Origin of the sequence: Macrococcus sp. DPC7161, from assembly GCF_004117835.1 — a bacterium.
Taxonomy (GTDB): Bacteria; Bacillota; Bacilli; order Staphylococcales; family Staphylococcaceae; genus SDSC01.
Genome location: NZ_SDSC01000002.1, coordinates 129,984 through 153,147, shown reverse-complemented (window position 1 = coordinate 153,147; position 23,164 = coordinate 129,984). Strand labels below are relative to the sequence as shown.

Annotated in this window: 25 protein-coding genes and 2 tRNA genes; 21 read left to right on the top strand and 6 right to left on the bottom strand. The window is 30.4% G+C overall.

What is annotated here, in order from left to right:
- Nucleotides 1–302 precede the first annotated feature (302 nt).
- Entirely contained in the window at nt 303–1,589 is a 1,287-nt protein-coding gene (locus ER639_RS04460) for an adenylosuccinate synthase (protein ID WP_129064563.1), read from the top strand.
- A 116-nt stretch (nt 1,590–1,705) separates the two neighbouring features.
- Here ER639_RS04460 and ER639_RS04455 read toward each other — a convergent pair whose 3' ends face one another.
- Nucleotides 1,706–2,587 carry a YitT family protein gene (locus ER639_RS04455; RefSeq protein WP_129064744.1) on the bottom strand — a complete coding sequence of 294 codons (882 nt, stop codon included), beginning with the start codon at nt 2,585–2,587 and terminating at the stop codon, nt 1,706–1,708.
- A gap of 159 nt (nt 2,588–2,746) precedes the next feature.
- Here ER639_RS04455 and ER639_RS04450 point away from each other — a divergent pair.
- From ER639_RS04450 to ER639_RS04405, 10 genes are all read left to right on the top strand, one after another.
- Nucleotides 2,747–2,821 (top strand) — tRNA-Glu (locus ER639_RS04450).
- A 13-nt stretch (nt 2,822–2,834) separates the two neighbouring features.
- Nucleotides 2,835–2,907: transfer RNA gene (locus ER639_RS04445), tRNA-Asp, on the top strand.
- 169 nt (nt 2,908–3,076) lie between these two features.
- On the top strand, nt 3,077–3,778 hold the full coding sequence (gene yycF / locus ER639_RS04440) for a response regulator YycF (RefSeq protein ID WP_129064562.1): 702 nt from the start codon (nt 3,077–3,079) through the stop codon (nt 3,776–3,778).
- A gap of 4 nt (nt 3,779–3,782) precedes the next feature.
- Nucleotides 3,783–5,621 (top strand): cell wall metabolism sensor histidine kinase WalK, encoded by a 1,839-nt coding sequence (walK, locus tag ER639_RS04435; protein ID WP_129064561.1) that lies wholly within the window; start codon nt 3,783–3,785, stop codon nt 5,619–5,621.
- Nucleotides 5,614–6,915 (top strand): YycH family regulatory protein, encoded by a 1,302-nt coding sequence (locus ER639_RS04430; RefSeq protein ID WP_164993360.1) that lies wholly within the window; start codon nt 5,614–5,616, stop codon nt 6,913–6,915. Before walK ends, ER639_RS04430 begins: the two co-directional genes overlap by 8 nt.
- Complete coding sequence (yycI, locus tag ER639_RS04425) at nt 6,915–7,706, top strand: two-component system regulatory protein YycI (RefSeq protein ID WP_129064559.1); 792 nt, start codon at nt 6,915–6,917, stop codon at nt 7,704–7,706. Before ER639_RS04430 ends, yycI begins: the two co-directional genes overlap by 1 nt.
- A gap of 34 nt (nt 7,707–7,740) precedes the next feature.
- Nucleotides 7,741–8,532 carry an MBL fold metallo-hydrolase gene (locus tag ER639_RS04420; protein WP_129064558.1) on the top strand — a complete coding sequence of 264 codons (792 nt, stop codon included), beginning with the start codon at nt 7,741–7,743 and terminating at the stop codon, nt 8,530–8,532.
- Between the two features lie 319 nt (nt 8,533–8,851).
- Entirely contained in the window at nt 8,852–9,331 is a 480-nt protein-coding gene (gene rlmH, locus ER639_RS04415) for a 23S rRNA (pseudouridine(1915)-N(3))-methyltransferase RlmH (RefSeq protein ID WP_129064557.1), read from the top strand.
- A 75-nt stretch (nt 9,332–9,406) separates the two neighbouring features.
- The gene (locus tag ER639_RS04410) at nt 9,407–12,013 is read left to right on the top strand and encodes an NB-ARC domain-containing protein (protein WP_129064556.1); all 2,607 of its coding nucleotides are present in this window, start codon (nt 9,407–9,409) and stop codon (nt 12,011–12,013) included.
- A gap of 148 nt (nt 12,014–12,161) precedes the next feature.
- Nucleotides 12,162–12,605: a DNA adenine methylase gene (locus ER639_RS04405; RefSeq protein ID WP_129064555.1), complete on the top strand. Its 444-nt coding sequence runs from the start codon at nt 12,162–12,164 to the stop codon at nt 12,603–12,605.
- A 107-nt stretch (nt 12,606–12,712) separates the two neighbouring features.
- On the opposite strand, the gene thrS is transcribed toward ER639_RS04405, so the two are convergent.
- The gene (gene thrS / locus ER639_RS04400) at nt 12,713–14,629 is read right to left on the bottom strand and encodes a threonine--tRNA ligase (RefSeq protein ID WP_129064554.1); all 1,917 of its coding nucleotides are present in this window, start codon (nt 14,627–14,629) and stop codon (nt 12,713–12,715) included.
- 344 nt (nt 14,630–14,973) lie between these two features.
- On the opposite strand from thrS, the gene ER639_RS04395 reads away from it, so the two are divergent.
- From ER639_RS04395 to ER639_RS04385, 3 genes are read left to right on the top strand one after another with little or no spacing between them, the layout of a single operon-like run.
- A complete protein-coding gene (locus ER639_RS04395; RefSeq protein ID WP_129064553.1) occupies nt 14,974–15,582 on the top strand; it encodes a hypothetical protein in 609 nt (202 codons plus the stop codon).
- 47 nt (nt 15,583–15,629) lie between these two features.
- Complete coding sequence (locus tag ER639_RS04390; protein WP_129064552.1) at nt 15,630–16,196, top strand: GNAT family N-acetyltransferase; 567 nt, start codon at nt 15,630–15,632, stop codon at nt 16,194–16,196.
- Nucleotides 16,193–16,957, top strand: coding sequence for an APH(3') family aminoglycoside O-phosphotransferase (locus ER639_RS04385; protein WP_164993359.1), 765 nt, complete (start codon nt 16,193–16,195; stop codon nt 16,955–16,957). The genes ER639_RS04390 and ER639_RS04385 overlap by 4 nt, the downstream gene beginning before the upstream one ends.
- 104 nt (nt 16,958–17,061) lie before the next feature.
- On the opposite strand, the gene ER639_RS04380 is transcribed toward ER639_RS04385, so the two are convergent.
- From ER639_RS04380 to ER639_RS04370, 3 genes are read right to left on the bottom strand one after another with little or no spacing between them, the layout of a single operon-like run.
- Nucleotides 17,062–17,565, bottom strand: a complete 504-nt coding sequence (locus tag ER639_RS04380) for a hypothetical protein (RefSeq protein WP_129064550.1) — start codon at nt 17,563–17,565, stop codon at nt 17,062–17,064.
- A gap of 60 nt (nt 17,566–17,625) precedes the next feature.
- Nucleotides 17,626–17,907, bottom strand: coding sequence for a hypothetical protein (locus ER639_RS04375; RefSeq protein WP_129064549.1), 282 nt, complete (start codon nt 17,905–17,907; stop codon nt 17,626–17,628).
- A 5-nt stretch (nt 17,908–17,912) separates the two neighbouring features.
- A complete protein-coding gene (locus tag ER639_RS04370) occupies nt 17,913–18,206 on the bottom strand; it encodes a DUF2089 family protein (protein WP_120786317.1) in 294 nt (97 codons plus the stop codon).
- Nucleotides 18,207–18,358: 152 nt separating this feature from the next.
- Between ER639_RS04370 and ER639_RS04365 the strand changes: the two genes are divergently transcribed.
- The 7 genes from ER639_RS04365 (at nt 18,359) to ER639_RS04335 (ending at nt 22,517) form a co-directional block, all read left to right on the top strand.
- Complete coding sequence (locus tag ER639_RS04365) at nt 18,359–18,640, top strand: hypothetical protein (protein ID WP_129064548.1); 282 nt, start codon at nt 18,359–18,361, stop codon at nt 18,638–18,640.
- A gap of 24 nt (nt 18,641–18,664) precedes the next feature.
- On the top strand, nt 18,665–19,270 hold the full coding sequence (locus tag ER639_RS04360) for a stage II sporulation protein M (RefSeq protein ID WP_129064547.1): 606 nt from the start codon (nt 18,665–18,667) through the stop codon (nt 19,268–19,270).
- A gap of 245 nt (nt 19,271–19,515) precedes the next feature.
- Nucleotides 19,516–20,358, top strand: a complete 843-nt coding sequence (locus tag ER639_RS04355; protein WP_129064546.1) for a hypothetical protein — start codon at nt 19,516–19,518, stop codon at nt 20,356–20,358.
- A gap of 176 nt (nt 20,359–20,534) precedes the next feature.
- The gene (locus ER639_RS04350; RefSeq protein WP_240663996.1) at nt 20,535–20,723 is read left to right on the top strand and encodes a hypothetical protein; all 189 of its coding nucleotides are present in this window, start codon (nt 20,535–20,537) and stop codon (nt 20,721–20,723) included.
- Nucleotides 20,724–20,967: 244 nt separating this feature from the next.
- Nucleotides 20,968–21,237, top strand: a complete 270-nt coding sequence (locus ER639_RS04345) for a hypothetical protein (RefSeq protein WP_129064544.1) — start codon at nt 20,968–20,970, stop codon at nt 21,235–21,237.
- 333 nt (nt 21,238–21,570) lie between these two features.
- On the top strand, nt 21,571–21,693 hold the full coding sequence (locus tag ER639_RS12500) for a hypothetical protein (protein ID WP_255420563.1): 123 nt from the start codon (nt 21,571–21,573) through the stop codon (nt 21,691–21,693).
- 239 nt (nt 21,694–21,932) lie between these two features.
- A complete protein-coding gene (locus ER639_RS04335; protein ID WP_129064543.1) occupies nt 21,933–22,517 on the top strand; it encodes a DUF1349 domain-containing protein in 585 nt (194 codons plus the stop codon).
- Between the two features lie 71 nt (nt 22,518–22,588).
- Here ER639_RS04335 and ER639_RS04330 read toward each other — a convergent pair whose 3' ends face one another.
- Nucleotides 22,589–23,152, bottom strand: coding sequence for a TetR/AcrR family transcriptional regulator (locus tag ER639_RS04330; RefSeq protein ID WP_129064542.1), 564 nt, complete (start codon nt 23,150–23,152; stop codon nt 22,589–22,591).
- Nucleotides 23,153–23,164: the final 12 nt, after the last annotated feature.

The following is a 23,164-nucleotide window of genomic DNA, read 5'->3' as shown; positions in this document are numbered from 1 at the left end:
AAAACACGTATATTTCATAAGGTTTTTGTGAAAATGTACGTGTTTTTTTACATTTAGTTTCGTTTGATTCATAGAATGTTTGGTAAAAATACAGTTAGATGTATAAGGTGTATGATAATTTTAATGTCTTTAATATCAAGTGAAATAAAGGTTTTTGGCCTTTGAAAATGGAAAGTAAGCTGATAAAGTATATCATATACATGAATAAATATACTAAAAATTTAATGTTCGTTTTTGATTTGCTTTTTTCACATATCATTGGTAGAATACAAAAGGTTAGTCATAAATATGGAGGTGCTCTTATGTCATCAATCGTAGTTGTTGGGACGCAATGGGGAGACGAAGGTAAAGGTAAAATCACAGACTTTTTAGCAGAACAAGCGAATGTTATCGCTAGATTTTCAGGCGGTAATAATGCAGGACATACAATTAAATTCGGTGGAGAAACGTACAAATTACATTTAGTACCATCAGGTATTTTCTATTCAGATAAATTATCAGTAATCGGTAATGGTGTAGTTGTTGATCCGGTTGCTTTATTAAAAGAATTAGATGCTTTAAATGAACGTGGTGTGAGTACTGATAACTTACGTATTTCAAACCGTGCGCAAGTCATCTTACCATATCATTTGAAACAAGATGAATTAGAAGAAGAAAAACGTGGCGATAATAAAATTGGTACAACGAAAAAAGGTATCGGACCTGCATATGTAGATAAAGCACAGCGTATCGGTATTCGTATGGCTGATTTATTAGACAAAGAAACATTCAAATTAAAGTTAGAAGAAAACTTAGCATATAAAAATGAATTATTCGAAAAAATGTTCGGTGCAACTGGCTTCACTGTAGAAGAAATCTTCGATGAATACTATGCAGCGGGCCAACGCTTAGCACAATATGTAACAGACACTTCTAAAGTATTAGACGATGCTTTTGTTGCAGATGAGAAAGTATTATTTGAAGGTGCACAAGGAGTTATGTTAGATATCGATCACGGTACATATCCTTTCGTTACTTCAAGTAACCCTATTGCCGGAAATGTAACAGTTGGTACAGGTGTAGGTCCAACATTCGTTTCTAAAGTTGTTGGTGTATGTAAAGCCTACACATCTCGTGTAGGTGACGGTCCATTCCCAACAGAATTATTTGATGAAGATGGCCATCATATTCGTGAAGTAGGTCGTGAATACGGTACAACTACAGGACGTCCACGTCGTGTAGGTTGGTTTGACTCTGTAGTATTACGTCATTCTCGTCGTGTAAGTGGTATTACAGATTTATCAATCAACTCAATTGACGTATTAACAGGTTTAGATACAGTGAAAATCTGTACTGCTTATGAGTTAGATGGTAAAGAAATTACTGAATATCCAGCAAACTTAAATGAATTAAAACGTTGTAAACCAATCTTTGAAGAGTTACCAGGATGGACTGAAGATGTAACAGCTTGCAAAACTTTAGATGAGTTACCAGATAACGCACGTCGTTATTTAGAACGTATTTCTGAATTATGTAACGTTAAAATTTCAATCTTCTCAGTAGGTCCAGACCGTAACCAAACGAATTTATTAGAAGATTTATGGGCATAATAAAAAACGAGGCAGCTGCCTCGTTTTTTTGTTTATATAGATATTCATATCTATATCTATATCTATATCTATTTCTAAATTTATCTCTAACTCTATTTTCAAAACGATTTCTAAAGTTAATGAATGTCTCTTTTCTTAAATCTGCCACCTTTTACTTCTGCGACATTACCAATCGCTACAAAGGCTGATTTATCAAAATGATTTACAATATCTTTAACTTTAAATTCCTCTAAACGTGTAATGACACAGAAGATAACCTTTTTATCATCACCTGTATATGCGCCTTCACCTTTTAAATATGTTACACCACGACCTAAACGATCATTAATGGCATCGCCAATCTCTTCATATTGATCACTAATAATCCAAACCGATTTCGACTCATCTAAACCTTGTTGTACGATATCGATGGTTTTAAAAGCAATAAAATAAGCAATAACAGAATACATTGCAGATTCATAATTAAATACAAATGCTGCAGCAACATAAATAAAGAAGTTAATTACCATCACGATTTCGCCAACTGAAAAAGGTGATTTATTACTGATCAATATCGCTAATATTTCTGAACCGTCTAAAGATCCACCATAGCGAATAACGAGTCCGACACCAAGTCCGAGTATTACTCCACCAACGATAGTTACAAGAAATTTCTCATCAACAATAGGTGGTACCGGATGTAAGAGTGATGTACCGATTGATAATATTAAGATTGCATACAGTGTTGAGATTGCAAAAGTTTTGCCGATTTGTTTATAACCTAAAAAGAAAAAGGGGACGTTTAAAATGAAAATGAATAGCCCTAATGGTATATGTAGTAAATGGCTAAGCATAATAGAAATACCTACGATACCACCATCAAGTAATTTATTAGGAACTAAAAAAAGTTCTAGAGAAACGGCCATTAATATGGCGCCTAGAGTAATGAAAGAAAACCGTTTAATTTTTTCTTTAAGTGGTAGTTTTTTATGAACTTTGACCACTTTCTGTGCATTCATATCTTGAGTTTGCACGATATCTGCACTCATACAACCAACTCCCTTTTTAAAAAAATAGTGTTCAATACAATTATACAAAAAAATCAGTAAAATTTTAAAAATAATGCTTGTCATTGCTATTTTTATCATGCTATAATCATTCTTGTGCTATTAATAAATGGCCCCTTGGTCAAGCGGTTAAGACACCGCCCTTTCACGGCGGTAACACGGGTTCGAATCCCGTAGGGGTCACCATTTTTAATATTAAGGTCCCGTGGTGTAGCGGTTAACATGCCTGCCTGTCACGCAGGAGATCGCGGGTTCGATTCCCGTCGGGACCGTATCAAAGAGTTAGACAATCGTCTTGCTCTTTTTTTTGTGTTTTAATGTAAAAATATGCAAGTTATATAACAGACTGATTAAATTAATTCAGTTAAATAGAAAAATGACGAAAATAGTGGTAAATTAGAGAATAGATTATTATGAACTTTTATAGAAAAGAGGGTCAATATGTCGAGAAAAATAGTTGTGGTAGATGACGAAAAGCCGATTGCAGATATACTAGAGTTTAACTTGAAAAAAGAAGGATACGAAGTATTTGTTGCTTATGATGGAGACGATGCTGTTGAATTAATTTATGATATTCAACCGGATATTGTCTTATTAGACATTATGTTACCAGGGCGTGATGGTATGGAAGTATGTCGTGAAGTTCGTAAAAAATACGATATGCCTATTATCATGTTGACTGCTAAAGACTCTGAAATTGATAAAGTATTAGGTTTAGAACTTGGTGCGGACGATTATGTTACAAAGCCGTTCTCTACACGTGAATTAATTGCACGTGTGAAAGCGAACTTAAGACGTCATTATACGCAAGCACAATCTGAAGAAAAAGAAGAAACAAATGAAATTGTGATTAAAGACATTACAGTTTATCCAGATGCATATTCAATTAAAAAACGTGGTGCAGATATTGAATTAACACACCGTGAATTTGAATTGTTCCATTATTTATCTAAACATATTGGACAAGTAATGACACGTGAACATTTATTACAAACTGTATGGGGCTATGACTATTTTGGTGATGTGCGTACGGTTGACGTAACGATTCGTCGTTTACGTGAAAAGATTGAAGATGATGCAAGCCATCCAGAATATATCGTAACAAGACGTGGTGTAGGCTACTTCTTACAATCTCAGGAGTAGTATGATGGCGCAGTTTCTAAAAAAACTTCAATCACTCCATATCAAACTTGTTGTGATTTATGTATTGCTGATTATTATAGGGATGCAAATCATTGGATTGTATTTCACAAACAATTTAGAGAAAAAGTTAACTTATAACTTCGAACAAACAATTAATACACAAATTAAGTCGATTAATTATGATTTAAAAAATGTTTATCGTCAGAATAAAGACGATAAGACAGCGATTCAAAAAGAAGTACAAAAGATAGTAGACGAGTATGCAGTGCGTTCTAATATTGATGTCATTCGTTTTATCAATACAGATGAAAAGATCATTGCGACGAATAAAGATTCGAATCAAGGGACAATCAACCCTAAAGTGAATGATAGCCAAATACAAAATTCATTGTCATTAGGGAAAACGAATGACCGTATTCAATTAAAGGATGAACCTACTCGAAAAGTACGTGTGTGGGTAAAGAATTTCCCGATTAAAGATAGCAATAAAATTATTGGTGTTATTCATATTGAAGAGTCGATTGAACCTGTCTATGAACAATTAAATGATATTAATAAAATCTTTATTATCGGTACGGGTGTGTCGTTATTAATTACGATTATTTTAGGATTCTTCATTTCAAGAACTATTACAAAACCGATTTCAGATATGCGTAACCAAGCCATCGAGATGTCCAAAGGGAATTATACAAATCGTGTTAAAGTGTATGGAAACGATGAAATTGGTGAATTGGCAGTAACGTTTAACAACTTATCTAAACGTGTTCAAGAAGCACAGGCCAACACTGAAAGTGAAAAACGCCGATTAGATTCAGTAATTACTTACATGTCAGATGGAGTTATTGCGACAGATCGCCGTGGACGAGTGCGTATCGTAAACGAAATGGCACTTCGTATGTTAGATATGAACAAAGATGAAGTAGAAGGCCGTCACGTATTAGATATTTTGAATATTGAAGAGCATTATTCATTAGATGAATTACAAGACATTGCTGGTGGTATTATAATTGATATGAATGAAACGGAAAAATTAATTGTCCGCGCTTCATTTAGAACGATTATTCAAGATACAGGATTCATCACAGGTTATATTGCGGTATTACATGATGTAACAGAACAACACCATGTAGAAAATGAACGTCGTGAGTTCGTTGCCAACGTATCACATGAATTAAGAACACCATTAACATCGATGAGAAGTTACATAGAAGCGTTAGAAGAAGGTGCATGGCAAGATGAGAAGTTAGCACCTCAATTTTTAAGTGTTACACGTGAAGAAACAGATCGAATGATTCGATTGGTCAATGACTTATTACAATTATCGAAAATGGATAATACAGATGACCATTTAAACAAAGAATTAATTGATTTCAATATGTTTATACATAAAATTATTAACCGCTTTGAGATGTCAGAAGGTAAAAATGCCACATTTATACGTGATATTCCGAAAAACGGTATCTTCGTAGAAATAGATCCAGATAAAATGACACAAGTATTTGATAATGTTATTTCTAATGCATTAAAGTACTCAAAAGGTAAAAAGAAAGTTGAATTCCACGTGAAACAAAATACATTGTTTAATCGTATGACCATTCAAATTAAAGATAATGGTATTGGGATTCCTCTGACAAAAGTGGATAAAATCTTTGATCGATTCTTCCGAGTGGATAAAGCACGTACTAGAAAAATGGGTGGTACTGGATTAGGGTTGGCAATCAGTAAAGAGATTGTTGAAGCACATAACGGTCGAATTTGGGCAAACAGTAAAGAAGGTTACGGCACAAGCGTTTATATCACATTACCATGTGAAGTATTAGATGATGGTGATTGGGATGTATAGAGGCATATTAAAAGGTTTACTGCTTACTGCACTTGTAATATCGAGTGTGATATTAACCTATAAAATATGGAACTTTAGGCCAGACTTTGACCGATTAGAAACACCTACAACAAACAATCCAACATCGAGACCCACAACAAATGACAGTATAAAAAATGTATTCTTACCGTTTCAAGTGGTGTCTTACTCAGAAGATAATATTAAAGGTACAACGGAGAAAGAAATATTACTTCAATACTTACAGCGCCTTACAAGTGCACGCATTACTGAAGTGAAAGATCGACAAAATATGGCGACGTTCTTCTCGAGACATCCAGATAAATTTATCATTTTAGATTACTCAGGAGACATGCCAACAACAACCTATTTATCTCAAGTGTTAAACATCACATTGGATTCAAATACTGAGAAACCGTTTGAACGTATGATTATTGATAGTTATTCAGGAGAAACGATAACGATAAACTTACTGACAAATGATAAAGGCGTTATTACATTAAAGACTAACATTAATAGTAAGACATTTAACCTTTTTGTTAAATCTACACAAAAAGAAATGACCAATTATACGGGAATCATCACGAACCAAAAAACAACCGACGAAAAAACGAGTATTTATGTACCTACAAAACCAGATCACAAAGAAGCATTTAGATATCTAGCTGAAACGATAAATGCTGAAGACTTTAATAATGAAGTGTTAGGGTCTAAAGATAGTATCATTGAGCGTAATGGAAAGAAAAATGAGAAAATCTATAACTCTAACAAGGGTATTGTTACGACAAAAGATAAATCATTGTATAAATACGATAATTTATCTGAAGTTGATCGTAAAAAATCAAAACCGTTAGATAATTTAATGAGTTCATACGATTTTGTAAACAATCATAATGGATTTACGGATGATTATCGCTATTTTACAGTATTAGAAGATGGTGCAATCAGTTATCAAATGTTCTTAAAAGGTATACCTGTATTTGACGATAATCATTTATCAGAAATTAATGTAATTTGGGGAAATAAAGAAGCTTATGAATATCGAAGAGGCTTATTCACTACTAGTGTGGCAGTACCAACAAAACATGAAGTGAAAACATTACCTTCATCAGAAGCGGTACGTTATCATTTGGCCTCAAGTAAATATCACTTTGAATCGGTAACGAATATGTTAGTTGGCTATTATATGACTAAAACAAAGAACCCTGAAATTCAAAGCACATTATCATTTGAACCAGCATGGTTTGTAAAATATGATGGCAAGTGGATGCGATATGAAGACGGGAGGTTATTATAATGGATTTTAAAAGAGCAACGTCATTATTTATCTTCGTCTTCATTATCATCAACATTGCGTTAGGGATTATTTATTACCAAAAAGTACAACAGTCAAACATTAAAGAAGTAAAATCAGAACGTGTCAATTTTGAACGAGAAGGCATAAAAATTCCGAAAATGGCATCAGTACTTAATATTAAAATGAATATCGTATCAGGAAGAAGTGCGGGATTTTCACAAACTGAGGATGATTTTAATAAAGATGGTGATAATTTAAAAACATCCGTAACGGTTAATGTATCAAAGAAAATTAAATTAAAAACCATTGAACCAAATGAAATTAATAACAAATTAAAAAGCTTGTTAGGAACAGATGTCGATAAAGGAAAAGAATACGTATTGAGTGGTATTGATCGAAAGAATAGAAAATTGTATTTTGATCAATTTTATAATGAATTTCCAATCTTAAATAATGATAAAGCACAAATCGTATTCAGTTATAACAAAGACAATGAAATAACAAAGTATAAACAAAGTTATTTAAAAGATTTAAAAGAAGGCCTCGGTAAGAATAACGAAAAGAAAAAAGTCATTCCAGCACGTGAAGCACTCGAAGTATTGTATTATCAAGCAGAAATCGAACGCGGAGACGAAGTACGTGCTGTTCGATTAGGCTATTATTCGATTGTACGTGAGGTACGAGGACAAGTATTAAAACCGACCTATCAAGTAGAAGTATTAAAGAAAAATGGCGATTCTGAGATGTACTATGTTGATGCATTGAATCCAGAACAACGTATATTAAAGTAATATACAGAATAAATAGAAGTAAAGAGATGGTAATATGATAAAAATGTCAGTACTTGCAAGTGGCAGTTCAGGGAATGCGACGTATGTTGAGAGTGATAAAGGTTCACTACTCGTAGACGTTGGACTCACAGGCAAGAAAATGGAAGGTTTATTTCAACAAATCGACCGAAAAATCGAAGACCTAGACGGCATATTGGTGACACATGAACACGTAGATCATATTAAAGGCTTAGGGGTATTAGCGAGAAAGTATAAATTACCAATCTATGCGAACGAAAAAACATGGGAACGTATACATCAAGCAGATAAAAATATCCCACTAGATCAAAAGTTTATCTTTAATCCATATGAAACCAAATCGATAGCAGGATTTGATATCGAATCATTTAGCGTATCACATGATGCAGTAGATCCACAGTTCTATATCTTTAATAATGATTATAAGAAATTAAGCATCATAACAGATACAGGTTATGTATCAGACCGAATGAAAGGGATGATACACGGATCAGATTGTTTTGTGTTTGAAAGTAATCATGATGTGGATATGTTACGAATGGGAAGATATCCATGGAAAACAAAACAACGTATATTAAGTGATATGGGACACGTATCCAATGAAGACGCCGCATATGCCATGAGTGATGTGATTACAGGATCAACGAAACGTATTTATTTAAGTCATTTATCACAAGATAACAATATGAAAGACTTAGCGAGAATGCACGTGAGTCAAATATTGAATCAACATGATATAGATACAAATAAAGAAGTGTTAATCTGTGATACTGATAAAGAAATAGCGACGAAAATACATACGTTATAAACAGAAATATCAAAAACAATAGAAATAATCCTAACAAAAATTTAAATTTGGGAAATAATTTAGAGTTATACACAAAAAAGTAAAGAAATTCACAAAAATATGTGGATAACAGGGGATAACTGTGTGTATAACATTTTAGTTATCCACAATGTATAAAGATGCCAGTGAAATCGGCATCTTTTTTTATAGATATTCAGTGGTATTTTACACGAAAATGAATGAAAATCGGGAAATTATGAATATAATAAGGTTGTGAAATGTGAATAAGTTGATAACCTGTGGATAAGTAGGATAAGTTATACAGAAAGGATGAATAAAAATGAAGATAACAATTATAACTGTGGGTAAATTGAAAGAAAAATATTGGAAAATGGCGGTAGAAGAGTATGTAAAAAGACTAGGTGCTTATACAAAAATGGAATTAATAGAAGTAGCAGATGAAAAAGACTTCGATAATATGAGCGAAAAAGATATCGAGATAGCAAAAGAAAAAGAAGCACAGCGTATACTGTCTAAAATAAAAGACGATAGCTACGTGTATACACTTGAGATATTAGGGAAACAACTAGATTCAGTACAATTATCAAAAGACATCGAACAAAAAATGAACACAGGAAAAAGCCACCTCACATTCATCATCGGCGGATCAAACGGACTACACCAAAGCGTCATGGACAGATCAAACTATGCACTATCATTCAGCAAAATGACCTTCCCACACCAAATGATGAAAGTTATATTGCTTGAACAAGTTTATAGAGCGTTTAGGATTATAAGGGGGGAAAGTTACCATAAATGATGTGGTTTTTTATGATGCTATTTTATTAAATATGATAAAATAATGTAAAGAATATTTATATATTAAGGAGAATTTATGACCACTTTTAATCTTAGTAACCGCATAATATTATTTGCTATATGTTCGTCTATAGAGTTTGATATAAGAAAATTCATACTATCTGGTGAAGATATTATTTTATCAGAATTCTTACAAGAAAAAGCTAAGGATAGATCAAAAAATACAGCAGATACTTTAGAAAAAAGGTTGAATGAATTCGATTTAGGGGACTATATTGAAGTTATAAAAATGAATCCTTATAAATTAGGACTGAATAACGAAAAAGTAAATAACTTAGAAAAGTACTTTAATAAATTAATACCTATAAGAAATAGAGTTATGCATACTCGACCGCTTGAAATTGGAGATAGAGCAATTTTATTTGAATTTTTAGATGATTTATCAGATAAAATTGGTTGGATTAATTGGAGTGAGACTAAAATAACAAAGAATTTAATCCATGAAAACCCTACAAAATTATTTGAAATGAAGAAATACTATAATAATAATATTAAAGACAGTGTCTATCACAACTTACCAAATCCAGAATTTGATGATACAGGTTACATTGGTAGAAAAAAAGAAATAAAGAAACTAAAAGAATTACTGCAAAATAATAAACATCAAATTGTTTCGATTATAGGTAATGGAGGATTAGGTAAAACGGCACTTACAATTAAAGTTTTATATGAATTAATAGATGATATTGATAATGAGTATGAAGCAGTTTTATGGGTGACACTAAAAACTAGAACATTATCTCAAGGCGAGTTTAATTATTTAGAAAATACAGTAAAAGATATACCGGAATTAATGGAAGAAATGCAAAAACAGATGATTTTTAGTAATGAAAAAAGTTCAGAAGAAAATATTTTAGAGTTTTTAGATTCATTTAAAACTTTGCTAGTCCTTGATAATCTAGAAACAATAAATACGAATGAAGTTATGGACTTTTTAAAAAAGATACCTGAAAAATCAAAAGTTTTGATTACATCACGACATGGTTTAGGAGAATTAGAATATAGATATATCTTAGAAGGATTAAGTCTGAGTGATTCTACAGCATATTTTAGAGAATTATCAAAATATTATGGGTTAAAACTACACGAATTAGATCATTCAGAAATTAAAGAAATTGTTATGGATAGTTTATACTCGAATCCACTATCAATAAAATGGTTTATAACAAGTATATTTAAAGGCTTGGATATAAATAGTTTATTACTTAATAAAGGGGACTTGATAGAATTTTGTATGTCCAATGTATATGATAAGTTGAGTAATAACTCTAAACAGATACTTCAATTATTTTTAATAGAGAAATATGATTTAAGTTACGGAGAAATTGATTTTTATTTAGATTTAGATCCTGTAGAGTTAAGAGAATCAATTAATGAGATGTTATCTACGAATATGGTTACTTTAAGATCAGGTACATATATATTAAACGAAATGGCTAAAGATTATTTATCTAAATTTTATCCCCCTACCAACCAATTTTTCTATTTTATAAATAAAAAAAGGAAAGATCTCAATGCATTGTTACAGATGGTAACAACAATGAAGGAGAATGATTCATTTAATCCTCGTGCTTTAGCACATTCTATGGAAAGTAAAGATTATCGAATAGCATCTTATTATTTATATCAAGCATTCGAAAATAAAAATCTTACTAAAGCAAGAGAGTATTTAGATAAAGCAATTAATGTCGCACCGAATTACTTTGAGGTTTACAAAGTACAGGCATTTATAGAAGGCAACCACAATAATATATATAAGGCAGAGCAAAGTTATGATATTGCACTGAATAGATGTATGGAAGCAGAAAATAAAGCACGTGTAGCCCTTTTATATTCAACTTTCTATGTATTAAAAGTTGAAGATTATCCTAGAGCTCTTGAAATAATTGAAGAAGCAGATAGAAATTTACCTAATAATTTAGAAATTCTCTTTGAAAAAAACAGAATTTTAATGCGATTAGGAAAATTTAAAGAATGTTTTGAAATTCTTGAAGAAATAAAAGAGCTATCTCAAGATTATTCAGAAAAACATAAAAGATTAATGGTTAAATCATATGCCGAATTATATAGAAGGAAAGCAGAGACTCTTTCAGCTAAAACAGATATACATCTTAAAATAGAACTTCTTGAGAATGCATTAAATGAAATAGAAAAGTTAAAACCATTAGATTTAGATAGGAAAAATGCATTGACTTTATTAGCTATACTGGCAGATTTATCTTTTTTAGCTCTTAATAATTCAGCTATTAATTTATTAGAAAAAAATATAATGAAATATTATGATCAACTTAAATGGATAAATAGTACAGATTTTAAAAAGATACGTTCAAATATTGAAAAATATAAAAATGAAATACTACCTGAAAAATATAATAATATTAAAAAGTATATTATTGATACAAAAGCACTATCTAGAAATATAACAGAGACTAATAAAGGGGTTATTACAAAAATAGTTGATGAAGGTTATGGTTTCATTGCAAACTCTAATAGAAAAGATATTTTTTTTCATGTGAATAATACTGTAGGTAAATTAAATACAGGAGATGTTGTAACTTTTGAAACTTATTTTAATAGAAAAGGAATAGCTGCTAAGAATGTTACAAAGTTTGAAGGACACTAAATGAGTGATTGAATCTAAAAAATAAAATTTAAGAGATATAATTATAAAATAAAATCACTTAATTTATGAAATTTAATATTTTAAAATATAAGAATATATATAATGAATATTATAAAAAATATTGTTTTAATTTAGGAAGTGACTAATAATGAGAGTTCCTCAGGCTATACCATATCAAGGTAGCAAAAGAAAACTGGCAAATCAGATTATTGATTTTATGCCAAATCGAGTAGAGCGATTTATAGAGCCATTTGCAGGTTCGGCAGCGATGTCCATGGCAATTTCTTATAATAAGATAAGTGAAAATATTTGGATTAATGAAATAAATAAACCCTTAGCTGAATTACTAGAATTAATAATAAATTCTCCAGGGTACGTATCAGATGTGTATGAAAAGTTATGGAATGAACAACTAGATAATCCCCAAGATTATTATTTAAAGAAAAGAAAAGAATTTAATTATTCACAAGATCCAATTATATTATTATATTTATTAGTAAGATGCGTAAAAAATGCAGTTCGATATAATGAAAAAGGAGAATTTAATCAATCTCCAGATAAGAGAAGGCTAGGTTGGATTGGGAAGGGTTAGCGAGTCAAATTTATTTTAATATGTAGAAAAATTAGTAATGAAATATCCAATAAATATTCCAAATTATGAGTAAACCCAAAGCCGTATATTAGCTTTGGGTTTAATTTTTATACTAATAATTCTTTTTTATTAATTTCATTTTTCAATTCCTTAATAAATGTTGTGATATCTTTTGATACATTCTCTGAGTGACCGTATTTTCTAACAGATAATGAATTATTATTTTGTTCCTCATCACCCACTACAATAGTGTAAGGAATTTTATTCATTTGACTTTCTCTAATTTTCTTACCTAGCTTTTCGTCTCTGTTATCAATATTTACTCTGATGTTTTCATGGGCAAGTACTTTTTGAATTTGTTTTACATAGTTAATATTATTTTCAGATACTCCTATAAGATTCACTTGAGTTGGTGACATCCATAATGGAAATGCCCCTTTAAAGTGTTCGATTAATATTCCGAAGAAACGATCAAGTGAACCAAATATTGCTCGATGAATAACTACTGGTCGTTCTTTTTCATTGTTTTCATTTACGTATGTTAAATCGAATTTTTCAGGCATTTGGAAATCAAGTTGCACAGTAGCACATTGATGACTTCTTTTTAATGCATCTTTAATATGAATATCAATCTTAGGTCCGTAGAAAGCACCGTCACCTTCATTAATACTATATGGGAGATTCAGGTTATCTAAAACATTTGATAATGATTTTTCAGCTTCTTCCCATAGACTTAAATCTCCAAGGTATTTATCTGGACGAGTTGATAGTTCTATTGAATATTCAAAACCAAAAATGTTATACAGGTAATCGATAAGTTCTAATACATTTTTAACTTCGTCTTGGATTTGAGATTTCATTACAAATATATGTGCATCATCCTGACAGAATGTTCTTACACGAAGTAATCCATTTAGAGCACCACTAAACTCGTGACGATGTACTTGTCCAAATTCAGCTATTCTAAGTGGTAAATCTTTATAAGATTTTAATTCATTTTTAAATATCAACATATGACCAGGACAATTCATAGGTTTTAATGCAAAATCATTGTCATCAACCTTTGTAAAATACATATTTTCATGATAATGATCCCAATGTCCAGAAGCTTCCCAAAGTCTTTGATTCATCATTAAAGGTGTCTTAACTTCTTGGTATCCTCTTTCTAATTGAATCTCTCTTAAAAACTCTTCCATTTTATTTTTAATGAACTGACCATTTGGTAGATAGAAGGGCATCCCTGGAGCTTCTTCGGAAAACATGAATAGTTTCAGTTGCTTACCTAGTTTTCTGTGATTTCTTTCATCCGCTTCTTTTAAGAAGTCAAAATAATTATCTAGTTCTTCTTTGGATGCAAACGCTACACCATATATTCGTTGAAGCATCTTATTATTACTATCACCTTTCCAGTAAGCACCTGCAACTTTTGTTAATTTAAAGTGATTTACATATTTAGTACTTGGTGCGTGTGGACCTGTACATAAGTCTGTAAATTCACCTTGTTGATATATTGAAAGTTGTTCATCTTTATGGCTTTCTATGATATTCACTTTATAAGAATTATCTTTAAATATATTCTCAGCTTCTTCATAAGATATCTCAGAACGAATGAATGTAAGGTTTTCTTTCTGAATTTTTTTCATTTCTTTTTCTATTTTACTTAAGTCACTCTCGCTGATAGATTGATCTAAGTCTATATCATAATAAAAACCATTTTCAATAACTGGTCCAATAGATAATAGTGAATTTGGATAAATTCTTTTAATTGCTTGGGCTAAAACGTGTGCTGCAGAGTGTCTCATGACTTCAATACCTTCAACTGTATTAATGTTATAGAAACTTAGTTCTGAATCTTGATGGATGGGATAGGTCAAATCAACTAAGGTTCCATTGACGCGGCAAACAATGGCTTCCTTGAATAAAGAATTACTAATCGATTTTGCAACTTCACTTGCTAGAATTCCTTTTGTATATTCTTTTTTACTTCCGTCTGGAAATTTGATACTAATTTGTTGATTTGACATTTAAATCTCTCCCTAATTTTATTTTTTTATAATAAAAAGACTCGTCCCTCAAAAAAAGGGACGAGTCTTCTATTACCCGCGGTTCCACCCAAAATTCCATCATTAATGATGACACTCTAGCATGTTTAACGCACATGAACGTGACATGTTTCCATATCATTTATTTTTAAGGTAGTAATTTTATTATCTAATTTAGGAATCTCTCAGCAATTATTCCCTCTCTGTTAATCGACCAAATAAAATCGTGTCCTTGTATGTAATATTAAATTAAACATATGATATAATTGATTGAATATTTTGTCAACATTTTCATTTTTAAAATTGAATGTAAAAGGAGTAATAAAGTGCCTAAATTTAAAGGGATTATTATTGAAGGCTTTTCATACACAGGAAAATCGTCTATATTTAATGAAATAAAGAAATTACAAACATTATCAAATAAAGAACGTTCAGCAGTCTATATTACAGAACACTTCACTCAAATTCTCAACGTTAACAAACATGATGAGATAATTGAAATAACAAAAGATAATCATATTTCGTTATTAGAGTTGCAATTGAATTATTTGTCTCAACTATCGAATTGGATAAATAATGAGATAAATCATGGTAAATCTTCTAGTGACCTTTACTATATGATCGAGCGATATCATTTAAATCATATAGTACATTTTGGAAATCATCATGAGATTATTCAAATACAAAATAAATTAATGGAATTAAATCCACTTTGTGTTCTGTTAACTGTTTCTAAGAGTGAAATGAGCAAACGAATTCAGCTTAGATATCCGCAAATAGGTAATCATGATTTAAAAAAAGAAATTGAAAATTTTACACAAATTCAAGAGTGCTATATAAAAGCTGTAAGCAATACAGTCATTCCGTATAAGATTGTAAATACTGATAGTATGGATTGGGAAGGTTTAGCGAGTCAAATTTATTCTCATATATAAGAAATAATTACAAAATTTTTTAATAAAAATAAAAAAGGGGTAATTTTATGAAAATTTTAGATTATTCATCAAAATATGAAGATTCATGGATTCGATGTAGAACCTTATCATTTCTTTACACGCAGTATTTTGATGATGTTCTTCAAACAAAACCTAAAATTGATGGTGTTGAATTAATTTGTGTAGAAAACAATCAAGTGATTGGATTGCTCGATATCGAAATTAAAAATGCTTATTGTAGCTATGATAAGCATCAAAAAGGCGCAATGATAGAAACAATCGCAGTTCATCCTGATCATCAATCTAAAGGTATTGGCCAAAAATTATTAGAGGTTGCTGAAGAAAGATTGAAATTAGAAGGTATCGAATATTTAGAAGCTTGGACTAGAGAAGACTATGCAAGTAATCAGTGGTATATAAAAAATGGATTTTCTCAATTCAACTCATATTTTCATGTATTTACAAGTGGAGATATAAAGACTAGCAATCCTCATTTTCACCCGATTTTTACATTTGGACATGTAACAGATAGAAAGCAAATTGATGAAACGGTAGTAGACAGAATTTATGAGTGTAGAGGTTATGTGAAAAATCTAATGGAGGGTTTATCGTGAGAATAGGTAACATAGTTATACCAAATGAAATTGCGAGGCATATAAACAATCTTAATTATAAAGTTGATGATATAGGTCGTTCCCATTCATCTGTTATTTTATTTGATGATTATGTTCTGAAAATAGAACGTGTATCATCAGAAACAGAAAACGAAATTAAATTAATGAAATGGTTAAATGGTAGATTGCCTGTACCGAAAATAATTGAGCATTGTGTGAAGAATGACAAAAGTTATTTGCTGATGACCCGATTAGAGGGTGAGATGTTAAGTAAAGATGGTGATTCACTTGAATTATATACAAAAGCAATAAATAAGTTGAAAGAAATTGATTTTAGTGACTGCCCAGTAGATAATCGATTACAACATTATTTAAAGAAAGCAGAATATAATGTTGAAAAAGGTTTAGTGGATATTGAAGATGCTAACCCAGATACATATGGCCCAGAAGGGTTTAAAGATCCACAAGAGCTATTATCTTGGTTAAAAGATAATCAACCAGAAGAAGAAATAAGCTACACGCACGGTGATTTATGTATGCCAAATATTTTGATTAAAGATGGTAATATTTCAGGTTATATTGATTTGGGGCGAGGTGGTCTTGGTGATCCTTATCGAGATATAGCACTTTGTTATAGAAGTTATCTTTACAATACAGAAATCAATGAAGAAGAATTGAAGAATGAGTTAGAACACCTTTTAGGTTTTAAGTTAGATATGCAAAAGGTTAAATATTATATTTTAGTGGATGAGCTCTATTAATGGAGATATAGTTATTAGCAATTAATTTTATTGTTGAAGTTGGTAGCAGTAACGAATAAAAGTAGCACTGAATCAAATCAGTCGCTACTTTCTTTATTTTATTGTCACCTACTAATCCAAGTCCATAATACATTTGTCACGAATATTACTTTTTCTTTGTCTTTCTTTATGTAGTATAGTATATCAAATTTATCCTCTTCGTCTAAATTAACATAATCAGTAAAATTCATTTCCGTTACAGATACCTTACGTGTGAACTTCAAATTATATTTACTTTCAAGTTGTTTGATATAATTAGGAATTTTTTCTGATTGTTCTTGTATAAGGTTTAAATTTAAATCATTATTATCGTCACTAATAATTAAATGACTATTCAAAGCATTTATCTCATCAATGATATACATAAAAGCCGCAGATTCAGGAATAGAATCTTTAGTATTTTCAATCAGAAAATCGATAACTTGATATTCATAACCGCTTATATTTTCGTTAACATAATTTATTTGAGGGACATATAATTCTACATATCCACTATATACATTTAACTTTTCGTTATAATCATATAATGTCGATTTAAATTTTCTCTTAAGTCCTCTATTTTTCTTCATAAACTCTCACTTTCTATACTTTTATTCTTCTGAAGGTCTCACATTAAAGAAAAGAGGAATTTATAAATCTTGGCTTCTCATTTTACTTAACTCAGAAGTTCTTTTTTTGCTGTAGTCTTTCTGCGCACTTTCATATTCTAAATATAATAATGCATACGCTATTAACAATAATAATCCTAAAGCCCATAATGGCCATACTTCATTTATATATAGATAAACTGCATATACTGTACATAAAATCGGTACGATTAGACCTAGAAATTTATACTTTGTTTTGGATAAAAAATATTGTGACGCTAAAATGGCTGCAAATATTAAAGCATTTATTATATGTCCTGTCATTTTATTTACTCCTTTTCACTGTTATATAGATTAATGATTTTCTTAGCATCTTCTAAACTTATTTTTTCATCAATAGCCAATGATTTCACATAGTTTACGAGTCCTGAGTTTTCTTCTTGTGACGCTAACTCTACCTTTTGGATCAAAGCATTAAGTCTAATTCTTACAGTTGGATATGAAACATCATACATTTTGGCGATGCTTTTTAATGAACCTGATTCTAAAACAAAGTTCTTCATAAATTCAATATCTTCTTTATCTAATTTTAATAACCAATCTGGCAATTCATTTCTTTCCATCTTACTCCTCCAATCTTTAAATTTATTTTAAGGCTTAAATTAATAAAAATCAATATTTAAACAATAATATTTTTAATAAAATTAAAAAATGCTTTAACTTTATTGAAGTTTGTTGTAAGATAGTGTCAGAATACAAATTATGGAGGTAACATATGTTTAATATTGTTGAATTGATTTTCTTAATTTTAGTTTTATTTGGATTGCAACGCTATTTAGCTTCACGTGATAACAAATTGCTAGGTTTGGTTATACCAGTAATTTTTAACTTATATGTAATCTATAATTTTAAATTCGTACACCAAGATATTGAATACTTATGGTATAGAGCAATAATAGGTAATTTAATATTACTTGTAGATTATTACTTCGGTTTTCAAAGGAAAAAAGAAAGATATAAAAATGAAATTCAAAAAATGAAGTCAAAAGACATCTAAAATTTTTTTTAAGAGGGGTAGTATATGAAAAATCTAGAGGTAAGTTATATTAAGAGAGCCTTAATTATTTATGGCATTATGATGTTAGTAGCCATTTTTACTTTTATTATTTCACTAGTATTTTATCCATCAGAAGAAATATTTAAAGACATAACCAGTAAGTTACCTTCAAATTCTGAAGAATTAAAAGGACTTGATAAAGTATGGATGTATGTTGTAAATAATGGATTTGTTGTACCGTTGCAAATGTTTATTCTATCTCTAATACCTATTCCATTTCTTTATTTCTTAAATATAATATCTACTTCAATTATTACTGGAATAATATTTGGTTTTGCCGTTCATGTGGTTCCTGATTTTGGATGGATTTTAGTATTATCGTCTACTCCACATACATTGATAGAAATTCTAGCATTTTGTTTTGTTGCAAGCGGACTATGGTCATTGAACCGATCAATCATTAGTGAGGTAAGTAATTTTTTCAGAAAAGAAAAGAGATATGGACTATCTATTTCAGAATCTATGTATAACTTGATCAGAGTCTATGTATTTATTGCATTACCTTTATTTATCATTGCAGCCTTTGCCGAAACATATTTAACGGATTTCATAGAACATTTACTAAAGTAGACTTAAAACCTCACTCTTAACCGATACGCTGAAAGTCACCACAAAAAGAACGTACGTTCTGTTTAATGTTATACACAGTTAATAATTGCATATTAATAATTTTAGATATATATTTATAAAAGGAATAAGGGAAATCCTTCCTTGCTGCGTCTAACCACGCGGATAGAGGTGAAAGACATGTCATTTTGACATGTCTTTTTAATTATTAATAAACAAATTACTTACAAAAAATAAGGAGTACTCCAATGGTGTTAAAGCAATTCTTTCGATGGATCTTAGAGGATGAAACATCTGTAGGTATTGATCCATATCCAGAATCTATAATCGTTGAAAAAGGTGTTATTAGTGATGCCAAAAATAGGTTAATCACGGTAGATGCGCATGTAAATGATATAGAACCTATATTTATTAATTTACTGAAAGATAAAAAATTTCACTCAGTCATTGATGGATATGGAGCATATGTTGATATAGAAAATTTGGATTTCAGTGAAGAAGTTGAGCAAGGTTATTTTCTAACGGTACTACTAGACAATCAAAACGAACCAATTTTGATTTGGGACCCTATTGTTGGAAGATTAAGTTATCATCCTTCAATCACATCGTATATAAGATGTAGTGATAGTGAGTTAAGTCCTCCATATTTACTGCCTGTAAAGCAACATGAAATGCTTATTGTTGGGCAAATTATGTACTCAGGTAATGATGCATATTTGTTAGAGATGGATGATGAATACAGAGCGTTATTGATGATAAAGATGATGCAGCCTAAACAATCTATCTTTATTAAAGGGAAAACATTGATAGATTATTTAAAGACAAATCATATTAAACATCGTGAAAAGTGTAATCATATTTTATTTGATTATCCCTTGGATATTAATGTCATTAAGGAATTAATGGATTGTACTTGTTTTGATGGTCATTACAACGTACAAGGCATATATTTTTTAGATGAGCATTTGGATTTAGACACTGTTCATTTTCAACCTGTTAGAAATTCATTTGTGGTTGATATTAAGAACGAGAAATCATTTTATATTAGCACTAGCAGCGATGAATCGTATGCGTTTAATTTAAATATTTAATCAATGAATAATAGGAATATTGAAGCCGAAGTATAACGCGATGTATACTTCGGCTTTCCTGTTTATTTTAAAAGTTCACAATAGAAAATGTCTATTATTTGTATAATACTGAGATAAATGAGATTGCTGGCAGTTTATCTGTTGAATACTTTCCGTCAATTAATTTTTTATTTTGGATGACTCAAGAAGCTGCGTTATCACATAAATATGATATTTGGGAATCCTTTGAAGTGAGGAGTATGACGGTTCAAGATTTTTATAAGAATACGTTGAAAAATATAGCATCATACGGGGATGTTTTAAGTATTGGATGGACTATGGATGCAGGAGAAGAGTTTTTTGCTGAAGAATTCTTGGAGAATTAATTTAATCAACAAAAGGTTTATGTTATCTAAACTAGTTTAAGAACACATACTATATAAATCTAGGGTATAAAGATCCTCGTGGCAGAAAAGGTTTTAAAATGTACTACACGACCATGCACAGGAATAATAAGAAATATAATCTAGAAGTATTGTATAATAAAAAGAAAAATTTAGTTGCACACTTTAAATATGCTAGAGAAGCCATGGGACCTTTAAGAAAAATAAATAAATAGGAGATTAATGGATGGAAGATAAAGAAATGTTGATGATGATAATTAAAGATTATATCGAAAAAAAAATAACAACAGAAATTTTTCAAAGATATTATTTTAGTATTTACAATTTTTATATTGATTATGATGAACTGAATGAGTTTGATTATGAAAATTTTAAGAAAGTTAGTGAGTTAGTAGATTTTTATGATGATAATGATGAAGTAGAATATCCACATTTTAATAATAGAAAATACTTTGATGAAAAAATTCATGAAATTTATAATAATTTATTATATTAAAGGTATACAAATAAACTTAGAAAGAAAAAATCATTAAATAGGGGCTCAACAGGAAGAACAAAGCCAAAAAATCTAAAAGAAAAACTATTTATGAAAGAAGTTTTATCCGATCCATTTGCGAGTACTTATTTTAATCCATAGACATATACATCAAGAGTTCCAATTAAAATGACAGATATAGGAGTAAGAAAATGAGCTGGAAAGAACATAGAATTCTATCAGCAAAGAATTGAATCCAGCAAGAGTAAATTATGAGATATTAGGCAATAAAGATCACTTCCTTCATGCACATTTATTTCCTAGATACAATGGGAAGATGAATCAGTAAGATATATGCCAGTATGGGCATATGATGCATCAAATTGGTCAAATGAAGAAACAGCCTATAATCCTGAGAAACATGATGGAGCTAGAAATAAGATTAAGAATGAACTTGAGCAGTTATATACCATATAAAATTAAAGTCGATATCATTATTTGATATCGATTTTTATTATAAATAAACCTCATTCTTAACCGATACGCTGAAAGTTATCACAAGTAATGAGGTTTATTTTAAGGCAATCCTCATAGAATTTGTACAATTAAGTGTAGACGATTCATTCTCCCTATAGCGTAAATGGTAATGTAATTTACACTAGAATGGTATATTAAAGTGAGAATTATCTTAATCGACAATGAATTAGGAGGTTAAAATGACTACTTTTACAGATTTACAGTGGACACGTGCACCAAAAGTTTACGAAATAACAGATGAACGTATTCAAATTACAACGGAGCCTCATACTGATTTATGGCAAAGAACGTATTATGGATTCCAAAATGATAATGCACCTGTCTTACAAATGACGACGACAGAGGATTATTTCTCCTTTACAGTGAAAACATCTTTTGACACGAAACGTCGCTTTGATCAATGTGGTGTTGTAATGTATTTAGATAGTGACAACTGGTTAAAAGCATCTATTGAATATGAAAATGATACTTTCCAACGTTTAGGTAGTGTAGTTACGAATAATGGTTACTCTGATTGGGCATCATTTGATATTGATAGTGGGATTAAATCAATGTGGTATAGACTTAGTCGTCGAGAAAGTGATTATTGTATTGAGTACTCTGAAGATGGCGTTGACTTTAAACAGATGAGAATCTGTCATTTAAATGAAGGACAAGGTGAAGTAAAGTTTGGTATTTATGCATGTTCACCAGAAGATTCATCGTTTGTCGCAGAATTTACAGAAATGCATGTTGGTCCATGTCAGTGGGAAGCTCACGTATAATCTAAAATGCATTAGGATATTAAAGATAAAGACATGTCAATATGGCATGTCTTTATTCGTAATCGAAATGTTTATTTAAACTTCACTGGAATAATCTTATTGATAATATTGGTAAGTTCTTCTGGACTTTCTTGTTTGCCATTTCTGACCCATTCCTGGATGATACCAAAAATTGCATTGCTAATAAATACTGTAAAGTAATGGACTTCTCTTTCGTTTTGAAACGGAATATCAATATACTTTAATATATTTTGCTTTGCATTTTCACGGATCATCATTTTAAATGTTTCTTGAATCTCTGGTGACCCATTCATTGAGATGAGCATTAAGAACAGTTCATCTTGCTGGGTGATCAAAGATAGTAATTTATTGTGCAAATTAACTTGATTTGTTCGATCATCTTTAACGATTGTTCGAGTAATCTTTTTTATGACTGACATACGATATTTTTGTATATAGTCATTTTTGTCTTTGAATTGGTTATAGAAAGTAGCACGTGAGATTTTTGCTTCTTCACATATATCTTTTACTGTGATTTTGTCATAACTCTTTTCAGAAAGTAGTTTTATCATTGCGCGTTCTATATCATTTTTAGTTTTCACAATGCGTGCATCTTCTATTGATATATCTTGCATAAGTATCACTCC

Coding starts and splice junctions, on each gene's coding strand:
- ER639_RS04460 (WP_129064563.1), top strand. CDS start 303: ATGTCATCAATCGTAGTTGTTGGGACGCAATGGGGAGACGAAGGTAAA.
- ER639_RS04455 (WP_129064744.1), bottom strand. CDS start 2,587: ATGAATGCACAGAAAGTGGTCAAAGTTCATAAAAAACTACCACTTAAA.
- yycF (WP_129064562.1), top strand. CDS start 3,077: ATGTCGAGAAAAATAGTTGTGGTAGATGACGAAAAGCCGATTGCAGAT.
- walK (WP_129064561.1), top strand. CDS start 3,783: ATGGCGCAGTTTCTAAAAAAACTTCAATCACTCCATATCAAACTTGTT.
- ER639_RS04430 (WP_164993360.1), top strand. CDS start 5,614: ATGTATAGAGGCATATTAAAAGGTTTACTGCTTACTGCACTTGTAATA.
- yycI (WP_129064559.1), top strand. CDS start 6,915: ATGGATTTTAAAAGAGCAACGTCATTATTTATCTTCGTCTTCATTATC.
- ER639_RS04420 (WP_129064558.1), top strand. CDS start 7,741: ATGATAAAAATGTCAGTACTTGCAAGTGGCAGTTCAGGGAATGCGACG.
- rlmH (WP_129064557.1), top strand. CDS start 8,852: ATGAAGATAACAATTATAACTGTGGGTAAATTGAAAGAAAAATATTGG.
- ER639_RS04410 (WP_129064556.1), top strand. CDS start 9,407: ATGACCACTTTTAATCTTAGTAACCGCATAATATTATTTGCTATATGT.
- ER639_RS04405 (WP_129064555.1), top strand. CDS start 12,162: ATGAGAGTTCCTCAGGCTATACCATATCAAGGTAGCAAAAGAAAACTG.
- thrS (WP_129064554.1), bottom strand. CDS start 14,629: ATGTCAAATCAACAAATTAGTATCAAATTTCCAGACGGAAGTAAAAAA.
- ER639_RS04390 (WP_129064552.1), top strand. CDS start 15,630: ATGAAAATTTTAGATTATTCATCAAAATATGAAGATTCATGGATTCGA.
- ER639_RS04380 (WP_129064550.1), bottom strand. CDS start 17,565: ATGAAGAAAAATAGAGGACTTAAGAGAAAATTTAAATCGACATTATAT.
- ER639_RS04375 (WP_129064549.1), bottom strand. CDS start 17,907: ATGACAGGACATATAATAAATGCTTTAATATTTGCAGCCATTTTAGCG.
- ER639_RS04370 (WP_120786317.1), bottom strand. CDS start 18,206: ATGGAAAGAAATGAATTGCCAGATTGGTTATTAAAATTAGATAAAGAA.
- ER639_RS04365 (WP_129064548.1), top strand. CDS start 18,359: ATGTTTAATATTGTTGAATTGATTTTCTTAATTTTAGTTTTATTTGGA.
- ER639_RS04360 (WP_129064547.1), top strand. CDS start 18,665: ATGAAAAATCTAGAGGTAAGTTATATTAAGAGAGCCTTAATTATTTAT.
- ER639_RS04355 (WP_129064546.1), top strand. CDS start 19,516: ATGGTGTTAAAGCAATTCTTTCGATGGATCTTAGAGGATGAAACATCT.
- ER639_RS04350 (WP_240663996.1), top strand. CDS start 20,535: ATGACTCAAGAAGCTGCGTTATCACATAAATATGATATTTGGGAATCC.
- ER639_RS04345 (WP_129064544.1), top strand. CDS start 20,968: ATGGAAGATAAAGAAATGTTGATGATGATAATTAAAGATTATATCGAA.
- ER639_RS12500 (WP_255420563.1), top strand. CDS start 21,571: ATGCCAGTATGGGCATATGATGCATCAAATTGGTCAAATGAAGAAACA.
- ER639_RS04335 (WP_129064543.1), top strand. CDS start 21,933: ATGACTACTTTTACAGATTTACAGTGGACACGTGCACCAAAAGTTTAC.
- ER639_RS04330 (WP_129064542.1), bottom strand. CDS start 23,152: ATGCAAGATATATCAATAGAAGATGCACGCATTGTGAAAACTAAAAAT.